Below are 9,950 nucleotides of genomic sequence, written 5' to 3' on the forward strand. Positions count from 1 at the left end.
CTGTACAGGAGGCGTGCCGATCGAGCCCTGCTCGCGCCGAAGCCGAATCTCGGTAAGCCGCCCCGAGTGCGCGCGGCTCCTCGAACTCTCGTTCGTCAGCTCCGTAGAACCCATGGTACCGCCCATTGGGCTCAAGGATAAGTCTTGCCGAGGCGCAAGGTCGCCGGCACGGCAGGCGACGTTCAGGCGCCGGACGTCGGCGAGCGAGCGACGAAAAAAGATGAATCGCGGCTTGGTCGTGAGCGTTTCCTACGCTTCCGGAAAGAGATCACGGGCTTGCGAAAGGGGCTGCGGCTGACCGATCGCTTCGATTGCGAAACCTGCCTCGATCAGAGCGTCGACCGTGGCATGTAGGGGTCTATGCCAGAATTTCGTTCGGATCGTGCGACCGCCCTTCTTCCGTTCGTCAGCGAACTCGTAGGTTTCGAAGTAGTTGTCCCTTTGTGCCAGCACATGATCCATGAACGAATGATGCGTGGACATCACGAGACGCCCTCCTGAGACAGCAACCTATCGAATTCGGTCAAGGGCGGCCGTCCTGGAGATAGTGCATGACGAGCGAGGCGAGCACGAGGTCGAATGAGCCATCTTCAAATGCGAGCCTCGCGCTCAGATCGGCTTGCTCGAGTGGCACGTCTGGCCCAAGCCGATTCCTGGCTATAGCCGGCAATGCTACGCTCTTGTTGATCCTAGTGACCTGTGCACCTTTTGGCGATGAGAGCAGCTGCATCGGCACCTGCGCCACAGCCTGCATCGAGCACGCGCAGACCTCGGACGTCCCCGGCTAATGCAAGGAAGCTGGCCGCTCATAGAATGCGTTCCAAGCATTACTTTCGTTGTCTTCGCTGTACGCTGCAGCGCATTCGTCGTAGTTATTGTCGCTCCCCACTCCCGATCTCCCACGTGTAGACAGGCGATCCGCCTGTCTACGAAAACCATACCGACCGGCCAAGGGAATCGGCAACGCGTTTACCGTGGCCGGCGAACGTTCTGTTCGCCGAAGCGTCCTTCCTATTCTCCGCCCTCGTAAAACAGCTCAAGCGGCAACCCGACCAGCGACTTTCCGATCCAGTCCCGCGCAATCACATTGGAGGGCCCCATCGCGATGGCAGCACGGGCATCCCGGAACGACCGTTCGATCGGCCCACGCCGATAACCGTAACCGCCGGTCACGGTCAGCGCCGCGGCGGCCACCTTGTTGGCTACTTCGGCGGCATGGACCTTGAACTCCGTGAGCGGAATCAGGACCTCGCTTTGCGGCTTGCCAGCACGCCACAGCTGATCCAGCCTGGCGGCGAGCTCGTTGCGCCACGGGCGCAGGGTTTCGACAAGCACTTTTGCGGCCCCGAGCTCCTGGCGGATAGCCTGATAGTCCGACAGGCTCTTGTTCTTGTCCTTGTGGACGAAGTTCAAGGTGTGCGCGACCGCTGCATTGAGCGTGCCCCTCGCCACGCCTTCCCACACCGCACCAAGACCGATCAGGTAAACAGGCGAGACGCCATCATAGATGATCTCCTTGCCCTGTCCCTCGGCGCCGAGCCGGTCGCGGCTTGGAACCTTGACGCCCTTATAGCGGATCGGGCCCGAGTGATTTGCCCGGACGCCAAGCGCCTCCCACGGGCCAGCTTCGATTCCAGGTACCTTGCTGTCGACGATGAAGAAGGAGATATCGGTCTGGTCCTTGGCGGCGGGAGAGCGCGTCTGGACCACGTAGAAGTCGGCCTGGCCCGAACTCGTCGTGAAGGACTTCTCGGCGTTGAGGACATAGTTTTCACCGTCACGTCCGGCTTCCGAGAAATTGTACCACCAATGTCCTCCGGAGGCACGCTCGCTGGTCGAATAGGTGCCGAGCAGCGTACCGCCCTTCGCCTTGAGCCAACGCTCCTTCTGATCGTCATTGCCGAACAGGTTGATGGTCTGTGCAGCGCCGACATGCATGACATAGACGAGCCCTGTCGAGGCATCATGCTGGCCGAGGCGATAGGCTGCCTCGGCGAAGTCGCCGTGGCCGAGGCCAAGCCCGCCGAAACGCGGCTCATTGAGAACCCCGGTCCAGCCAGCCGCAGCCAACGCCTGCAGATTTTCTCTCGGGAACCGGCCTTCGAGGTCATTGCGCTCGGCGTGAAACTTGACCGTGCTCTCGATTGCTTCGTCGAGGCCAGAATAGATGTGATCCTGCGCAACACGCGCCAGATTGTCCTTGCTCATAAATATTCTCCTCTGTCTGTCCGATGAAACTGTTCAAGCCGCATGATCGGCTGGCGATCCGCGCCATAACGCGGCAAGATGCGACGCGCTCTCCTCTGGATTTCCGAGATAGAGGGCCTTTATCTCGGCGCGCCCGCGCAAGTCTGCGGCGTCGCCCGTCAGCACCGTCGATCCGCCGTCGAGCACCGCGGTTCGGTCGGCGTAGCGCAGTGCAATCGTCGAGTTCTGCTCGGCGACCAGGATCGACAATCCCTCCTCGCGATTGAGCGCCTTCAGAGTGCTGAAGATCGTTTCAACCACGAGGGGGGCAAGTCCCATCGACGGCTCGTCCAGCAGCAACAGCCGTGGGCGAGCCATCAAGGCACGGCCGATGGCGGTCATCTGCTGCTCGCCGCCCGACGTCAGCCCTGAAGCGGACCGCCGGCGCTCTTTCAGGCGCGGAAACAATGTGTAGACGCGCTCAAGTCCTGCCGCGACCTGGCGTCGCGACAAGCCGCCTCCAATGCCGCCGGTGACCAGATTCTCCTCGACCGTGAGCGCACGAAAGCAGTGGCGACCTTCGAGCACCGGGACCAGCCCCAGCCGAACCAGCTCGGCCGGCGCGAGCGTGGTGGCATCGCGCCCGTCGAACAGGATGCGCCCCGCCGTGAGCTGGCCACGCTTGGCATGAAGAAGATTGGAAACCGCTTTCAGCGTCGTGGACTTGCCCGCGCCGTTGGCGCCAAGCAGCGCGACGATCTCGCCCCGGCGCAAGCTGAGCGAGACGTCCGACAGCGCGCGAATGGCATGGTTGTAGGTCGTGGCCAGGCCTTCGAGGACGAGAAGATGGTCGCTCATTACGATGCTCCGGGATTTCTTGAGGCTTGGGAGTGGGCATTACCCGTTCCCAAGCCGTCTCGGCTGCCCTTACTGACCGACCGGCGTGTCGTCGGAGGTGCGGATCTTGATGTTGTGCTCCGTGGCATAGGCAGCCGACGATTTCTCGATGATCGGGCGCAGAAACGCCCAGTCGGGTGCGATCCAGTCCGACACGACCTTCCACTTGGTGCCGTCCCACTGCTGGAAGGTTACGCGGCCATCACCCTCGTGATTGTCCCAGGTCACGTTGATGGAATGGAACAGGTCATTGGCGCCCAAGGCCTCGACCCGCGCGGGGTCGAGCTGCAGATGTTCGAAGCCCCAGCGCACCTCATCGCCAGTGAGCGTGCGCTTGCCAAATTTCTGCTGCGCAATCCGGACCGCCTCGACATTGAGGATGCCGTTGACGATGCCGAGGTTGTGATAGACGCTGCCGATCCGCTTCTTGTCGTCGAGATTGCCCTTGCCTGCGCCGTAGACGGTCTTGATCACCTCCTGCAGCACTGGGTATTCCGCGCCGGAAGCCTGCGTCGTGATCGCGACATAGCCCTTCGCGGCATCGCCGGCAGGAATGACGTCCTCTTCCGAATTCGACCAGACATTGCCGATGATGCGATCGACGGGGAATCCGACCTTCTGCGCGGTCTTCAGCGCCACCGGATTCATCACGCCCCAGCCGCGCAGCACCACATAGTCCGGCTTGGCGCGCCGGATCGACAGCCATTGCGACTGCTGCTCGTTGCCGGGATGCGGTACCTCAATCTGCTCAAGGGAGAAGCCATACTTGTCGGCGAGCAGCTTATAGATCGGGATCGTCTCCTTGCCGTAGGGCGAGCCATGGTAGAGCACGACGATCTTCTTGCCCTTGAGCTTGTCGGCGCCGCCCTCGCGCGAGGCGATGTAGTTCACGATACCGGACGTCTCGCTGTAGGGGTTGAGCAGCAAGGGAAATACGTAAGGAAACACCCGGCCGTCGGTCGAATCGGTCCGGCCGTGGTTGACGGTGATCAGCGGCACCTTGTCCTTGGTGATGCGGTCAATCATCGCGTAGGCAATGCCGACGGAAAGCGGATTCCAGGCGGCGACGCCCGGATGGCTTTTCAACCGCTCATAGACCTCAACGCCGCGCTCGACCTCGTACTGCGTCTCGCCCTCCTCCCAAGTCAGCTTGACGCCGTTGACGCCGCCGTCGCGGATATTGATGAGGTTCAGATAGTCGATGAAGCCGCCGAAGAATCCGGTGCCGCCAGCCGCGTAGGGGCCGACGCGATAGCTCTGCAGTGGGAAGAACTGCTCGTCGGCGTGCGCCGGCAGCGCGGCACTGATGGCGAGCGCGGCGGCGAGCGCCACACTTCGAAGGGATTTGGACAGACGCATAACGTTTTTCCTTTCGTTCGATGGACTTTTCAAGACTTGACAAAATAGGGAGGCGTACGAAACCGGCGCACGATCCGCTCGGTGAGGCGGTCGACGAGCGCGATCAAACCGCGGGGTTCGGCGATCAACAGGCCAATGATGAGCGCACCGATGACGATGCGCTGGCTCATCTCGAGCACGCCGGAATCGAAGATGTTGCCGAGAAGCCCCGCACCAAGGCGCGAGAGCAGGAGCGGAAAGGCGACCATGAATGCCGCACCAAGAAAGGCGCCTCGAATCGAGGCGAGGCCACCGATGATGATGATGAAGAGGATCTGAAATGAACGATCCAGGTTGAACCCGGCGGGCTCCACGGTGCGCAAGTAGGCAAAGGCCCACAGTACCCCAGCGATCCCGATGATGAACGACGAGACGCCGAACGCGAGCAGCTTGGTGCGGAGCAGCGGCACGCCAATCACCTTTGCCGCCGTCTCATGGTCGCGCAACGCAATGAAATTCCGCCCGATCTGTGAGCGCAGCAGCCGGATCGCGAGCAGCGTCGAGATGACGACGACGGTGAGTGAGAAGAGGTACCGCCCGACCGCGCCCGAAAAGGTGATGCCCCCCACTACTAGCGGTGGCGCGTCGATCACGCCGGAGGGACTGTCGTTCGAAAACCAGCCGAACTTTGTGAGTGCCCACTGCACGAAGAACTGCGCCGCGAGCGTCGAGACCGCGAGGTAGAAGCCCCGCAGCCGAAGGCTGGGCAGGCCGAAAACCATCCCGACTGCCGCCGCCACAAGGCCCGCGGCCACAAGGCTCACCAAGATCGGCAATTCGGGCACACGCAGGTTGAAATTGTGAGCGGCATAGGCGCCGACCGCGAGAAAGGCGGCCGACCCGAGCGAGACCTGGCCGGCATAGCCGGTGAGCAGATTGAGGCCCAAGGCGGCAAGCGCGAGAGCAAGGAACGGCGTCAGGACGGCATCAAGCAGGTAATCGGAGCCCGCGAAGGGAATGACGCCATAGGCTGCGGTCAGAAGAACCGCGATGCCGAGATGATTAGCTATGAGCCGGCGCTCGGCAACAGGGTGGGCAGCTGTCGTCATCCGCTCAGACCCTTTCCACCAGTTTCTGTCCGAACAGCCCGGACGGACGCACCAAGAGGAACCCGAGCGCGACCACATAGGCCGTCCAGGCCTCGATGCCGCCGCCGAACAACGGGCCGACGTAGACCTCGGCCAGCTTCTCGATTGCACCGATCAGGAGGCCTCCGACGATGGCGCCCGCGACCGAATCGAAGCCTCCAAGCACCAACACTGGCAGCGCCTTGAGCACGACGAGCGATAGTGAGAACTGCACGCCAAGGCGCGCCCCCCACAACAAGCCCGCGACCAGCGCGACGATTCCGGCCGCGGTCCACACCGCCGCCCACACGCGAGGGAGGCGGAGTCCGACCGCCAACGCGGCGAACTGGTCGTCCGCGACCGCGCGGAACGCCAGGCCTGTTCGGGTGTAACGGAAGAACAGCGCAAAGGTTGTGACCAGCGTGCCCGCGATCGCCGCCGCGAACAGGTCGAACTGACTGATCAGGACGCCACCGACTTCGAACGGAACGTCGTCGATGCCGAGATCGAGGCCGTGGACCTGTGTGCCCCATAACAGCTGCGCGGCGCCCTCGATGATATAGGACAGGCCAAGCGTCGCCATGAACAATGTCATCGGCGACTGGTTGACGAGCGGCCGCAGCACTGTGCGTTCGACGGTGATGCCGAGCACGACCATAATCACCAGTGTGGCGGAGAGGGCCAACCAGAACGGCACGCCGCGCTCGATCAGGCTCACAAAGGTGAGCGCCGCGAACAAGAGCATCGCGCCTTGCGCGAAGTTGAGGACGCCTGATGTCTTGTAGATCAGCACGAAGCCGATCGCGACCAGCGAGTACATGATGCCGGACAACAGCCCGCCGACGAGAACCTCGATGAAGAACTGGTAATTGAACATTAGACCACGAGCTCCGTCTCACCCTCATGAGCCACGCCGAGATAGGCGTCGATGACCGACTGGTCCGACCGCACCTCATCCGGTGTGCCGTCGGCGATCTTGCGGCCGTAGTCGAGAACCGCGATCCGATCGGAGAGACCCATGACGACGCCGATATCGTGCTCGATCAGGACGATGGTGGTGCCGTACGCGTCGCGCGCATTGCGTATGTGCGCCGCCAATTCCTGCTTCTCGCCCACCGTCACGCCGGCGAGCGGCTCGTCGAGCAGCAACAGCTGCGGACGCGCGACAAGCGCTCTCGCCAGCTCCACCCGCTTCTGGACGCCGTATGGGAGCCCGCCCGCGAGTTGATGCTTAACCGCGTCGAGGTGAAGAAACGCGATCACGTCCTCGGAAGCCGCGCGACTTTCGGCCTCCTCGCGACGCGCCTGCGGCGTCGCCAGGATTTGCCGCACGAAGCCGGCCCGCCTCCGGTGCACGAAGCCCGTGATGACGTTGTCAAGCACCGGCAGACCCTTGAACAGGGCAAGGTTCTGGAACGTGCGCGCCACGCCAAGCGCCGCAAGGCGCGAGGTCGGCACATGAGTGAACCGTTCGCTGCCGAGCCGCACCATGCCCCGATCGGGACGGTAGAGCCCGCTCACGACGTTGAGCAGAGAACTTTTGCCGGCACCGTTGGGGCCGATGATGGCCCGGATCTCGCCGTTCGCAACCGCAAGATCAATGCCGTCGAGCGCAGTGATCCCGCCAAAGCTAAGCGAGATTCCCTCAAGTTGCAGGACTGGCACGGGGGCGCCGCCCACCAGCGCCGCCTCGGCCGCGGGAGGCGCCGCCTCCGCCTCCCGCGCGGCCTCGGCAGCGCGCTCGTGCGTGCGCGCCAGGACTAGGGCGTCGCCGCCCGATGTCGCAACCAGGCTCATGTGTCGCCCCGCCCCCTGCTATTCCGCCGCCTGAACGTGCGGCGAACGGCTTGCTTCGAGCTCGCGCACTAGCGGGATCACGTGCTTGCCGAAATACTCGACCTCTTCCTGGAAATGCAGAAAGCCGAGCAGGATCAGGTCGGCGCCGGCGCGCTTGAGCTCGACGATGCGTTCGGCGACCTGCTGCGGCGTGCCGATCAGATTAGACTTGAAGCCATCATTGTACTGAACGAGATCCTGGAAAGTGGACTTGGCCCAATTGCCCTCGCGCTCGGGGCTGGCATTGCCGGCATTCTGGACTTCGTGATGGAAGCCCTGCACCGCTTCTGGAATCGCCTTGTCGAGAATCTCCTGTAGGACGTCCCTGGCTTCCTTTTCGGTTTGCCTGACAATGCCGAATGCATTGATACCAATCTTCGTACGCCAATTCTTGCCGAAGGTCTTTTCCTTGGCCCTGATATCACTGACCTGTGCCGTCAGACCGTCCGGTGTATTGCCGTTGGTAAAATACCAATCGGACACCCGGGCCGCCATGTCGCGGGCCGCGCGCGAGGAGCCACCCTGGAAGATCTCCGGCAGCGGTTCGAGCGGCTTCGGCTTCAGCGAGTAGTCGTTGAATCGATAGAAGTCGCCCTTGAAGGTGAAGCTCTCCTGCGTCCAGGTCCCACGCAGCGCGTTGATGAACTCTTCTGAGCGGCGGTAGCGCTCGTCGTGATCGAGCCAGGGCTCGCCGATGGCGTGAAATTCGCCACGGAACCAACCCGAGACGATGTTGACCGCCACTCGGGCATTGGTCAGCTGACTGATCGTTGCGATCTGCTTTGCAGCAAGGGCTGGGTTCCAGGGCCCGGGAAGGAGCGCGGCAATCACCTTGAGCTTTTCGGTCGCGGCGAGCAGCGCATGCGAGAAGCTGACAGATTCGTGCTGGTTATCGGCGCCATAACCTGCGGTGAAGCGAATTTGGCTCAAAGCGTAGTCGAAGCCGGCCTTCTCCGCGATCTGCGCGAGCTTTCGATTATAGTCGATGTCCCAGCTCGTTCGCTGCTCGATCGAGGAAATGACAAGGCCCCCGGAGACGTTCGGGACCCAGTAGGCGAATTTGATAGGGGCGTTGTTCGTTGTCATGCTGTCACCTCACATGAATTGGCTTGCGATGAATGGTCGGCGGAGTTTGAAGCAGGCAGCGCCTCGCATTCGCCCCCGCTCACGAGCAAGGACGCGATTGCTAGGATCCGATGCCAGGTTACAAGCGAGAGATGTATTCGCGATCTGCGGCGTCAGCGCAGGAAGGCACGATTGAGATCGTCAACAGAGTGACGCGCGCATCGCGCGACAGGGAATCGCCAGCGCACAAAAACTTCCCGCCTCATCGACGAGAGTACTGCAAATCATTGGCGTTTCCCTCTCTCAATCACCATTGATTGACGCTCAATACTCTCAGAGAGGAAACGTGCTTGCGAGTCCAAGACCAACTCTTTTTCATTGCGTCTGAGAAACTCGTTTTTCTAGATTCTCAACAAACGGTTCGTTTGTTGCGGCGTGCCTAAAACCTCTCACCCACACACATGTTCGCGAGACGACAGTCAAGAAGGCATCGATAGGTATCTCTTTCACCAGACTGCTGCCGAAAGACAATATTCTACTACCGCGAGCGTACGACCAAAAAAAAGCTGACATCAAGGAGAACGTGGCGACTTGCGAGTCCCGTAGGGAGTCCGGCCAACGAATTCAATGGTGATTGGCTTTCTGGCCTGGCAACGGACGGATCTCAGCTTCCGCAACCAGGCCTCGGCAGCACGCCCGTTCGCGAGGGTCGCTGCCATATCTGGTGAGCCGCCGCCGTTTGGTCCATACCGCCATAATGACCGGCACGATCCTGGCCTGTCTGCGATGTTCGATCGAGCCTCGACGCCCGCGAAGCTGAGCATGGGAAGACGGAAGGCCGCAAGTCCCGCCCGGTGGCCGTCGGCGTGCGGATTGCCAGGCAAAAGGGCGAGGACTTGTTGGTTCTGTTTCCGATCGCCAGTCGACCGCCCTCCTTCGATCGTTTTGCGGTCGAAATTCCCGAGATGGAAAAACGCCGCGCCGACCTCGACGCTTCCCTGCGCCTTTGGATCATTCTTGACGAATATAATCAGGACGTCATCGGCCAGTCGTTCTACCTTGAGCCCAACCCGCCACTCGGCCATTGCAGCAAGGCATTTTTCCTGCCGTTAATGAAAGAATTGATTGCCCGCCGCGCCAGCACGCGCGGCGTTAACCGACAGCGTTAGATGGACGAACCTGCCAAGCGACCGGATCTTTCACCGGAGCAGCAGAATAGGCGGGCCTGATCCGGCAATTGCCCGGAAAGAGCATGGCCGATCGCTACGTCGACTTCTGCCGGCACGCTTTCGCTTCGGATACCGGAAAGCGCGTTTCTCGGCTGACCCCCGAATCCGAAGGTAATCCAGGAAGTCCCCGAGCTGTGCATTGCCGATCAAGAAACGTGGGATGCGGTCAAGGCACGTCAGCAGGCACTCGCCTACGAGCCGTCAGCGCCTGGCGAGAACAAGCTTAACGATCGCCGCCGCCCCAGATACCTCTTCGCTGGCCTCGTGAAGT

General features: G+C 61.7%; 8 protein-coding genes and 1 pseudogene. 1 reads left to right on the forward strand and 8 read right to left on the reverse strand.

The window, feature by feature from the left end; all coding sequences use genetic code 11:
* Nucleotides 1-249: 249 nt before the first annotated feature.
* From QA645_RS40895 to sfnG, 8 genes and pseudogenes are all read right to left on the reverse strand, one after another.
* Nucleotides 250-889: pseudogene (locus QA645_RS40895) on the reverse strand (methyltransferase domain-containing protein).
* Nucleotides 890-1,011: 122 nt separating this feature from the next.
* Nucleotides 1,012-2,208 (reverse strand): acyl-CoA dehydrogenase family protein, encoded by a 1,197-nt coding sequence (locus tag QA645_RS40900; protein ID WP_283046662.1) that lies wholly within the window; start codon nt 2,206-2,208, stop codon nt 1,012-1,014.
* Nucleotides 2,209-2,241: 33 nt separating this feature from the next.
* The gene (locus QA645_RS40905) at nt 2,242-3,045 is read right to left on the reverse strand and encodes an ABC transporter ATP-binding protein (RefSeq protein ID WP_283046663.1); all 804 of its coding nucleotides are present in this window, start codon (nt 3,043-3,045) and stop codon (nt 2,242-2,244) included.
* Between the two features lie 69 nt (nt 3,046-3,114).
* Nucleotides 3,115-4,443, reverse strand: coding sequence for an ABC transporter substrate-binding protein (locus tag QA645_RS40910; RefSeq protein WP_283046665.1), 1,329 nt, complete (start codon nt 4,441-4,443; stop codon nt 3,115-3,117).
* A 29-nt stretch (nt 4,444-4,472) separates the two neighbouring features.
* Nucleotides 4,473-5,531, reverse strand: a complete 1,059-nt coding sequence (locus tag QA645_RS40915; RefSeq protein WP_283053593.1) for a branched-chain amino acid ABC transporter permease — start codon at nt 5,529-5,531, stop codon at nt 4,473-4,475.
* A 4-nt stretch (nt 5,532-5,535) separates the two neighbouring features.
* Nucleotides 5,536-6,426, reverse strand: coding sequence for a branched-chain amino acid ABC transporter permease (locus QA645_RS40920; RefSeq protein WP_283046666.1), 891 nt, complete (start codon nt 6,424-6,426; stop codon nt 5,536-5,538).
* Entirely contained in the window at nt 6,426-7,346 is a 921-nt protein-coding gene (locus QA645_RS40925) for an ABC transporter ATP-binding protein (protein WP_283046668.1), read from the reverse strand. Before QA645_RS40925 ends, QA645_RS40920 begins: the two co-directional genes overlap by 1 nt.
* An 18-nt stretch (nt 7,347-7,364) precedes the next feature.
* Complete coding sequence (sfnG, locus tag QA645_RS40930) at nt 7,365-8,471, reverse strand: dimethylsulfone monooxygenase SfnG (protein WP_283046670.1); 1,107 nt, start codon at nt 8,469-8,471, stop codon at nt 7,365-7,367.
* 833 nt (nt 8,472-9,304) lie between these two features.
* Here sfnG and QA645_RS40935 point away from each other — a divergent pair.
* A complete protein-coding gene (locus QA645_RS40935) occupies nt 9,305-9,619 on the forward strand; it encodes a hypothetical protein (protein ID WP_283046671.1) in 315 nt (104 codons plus the stop codon).
* The last annotated feature ends 331 nt before the right edge of the window (nt 9,620-9,950 follow it).

It is taken from the genome of Bradyrhizobium sp. CIAT3101 (genome assembly GCF_029714945.1).
GTDB lineage: Bacteria > Pseudomonadota > Alphaproteobacteria > Rhizobiales > Xanthobacteraceae > Bradyrhizobium.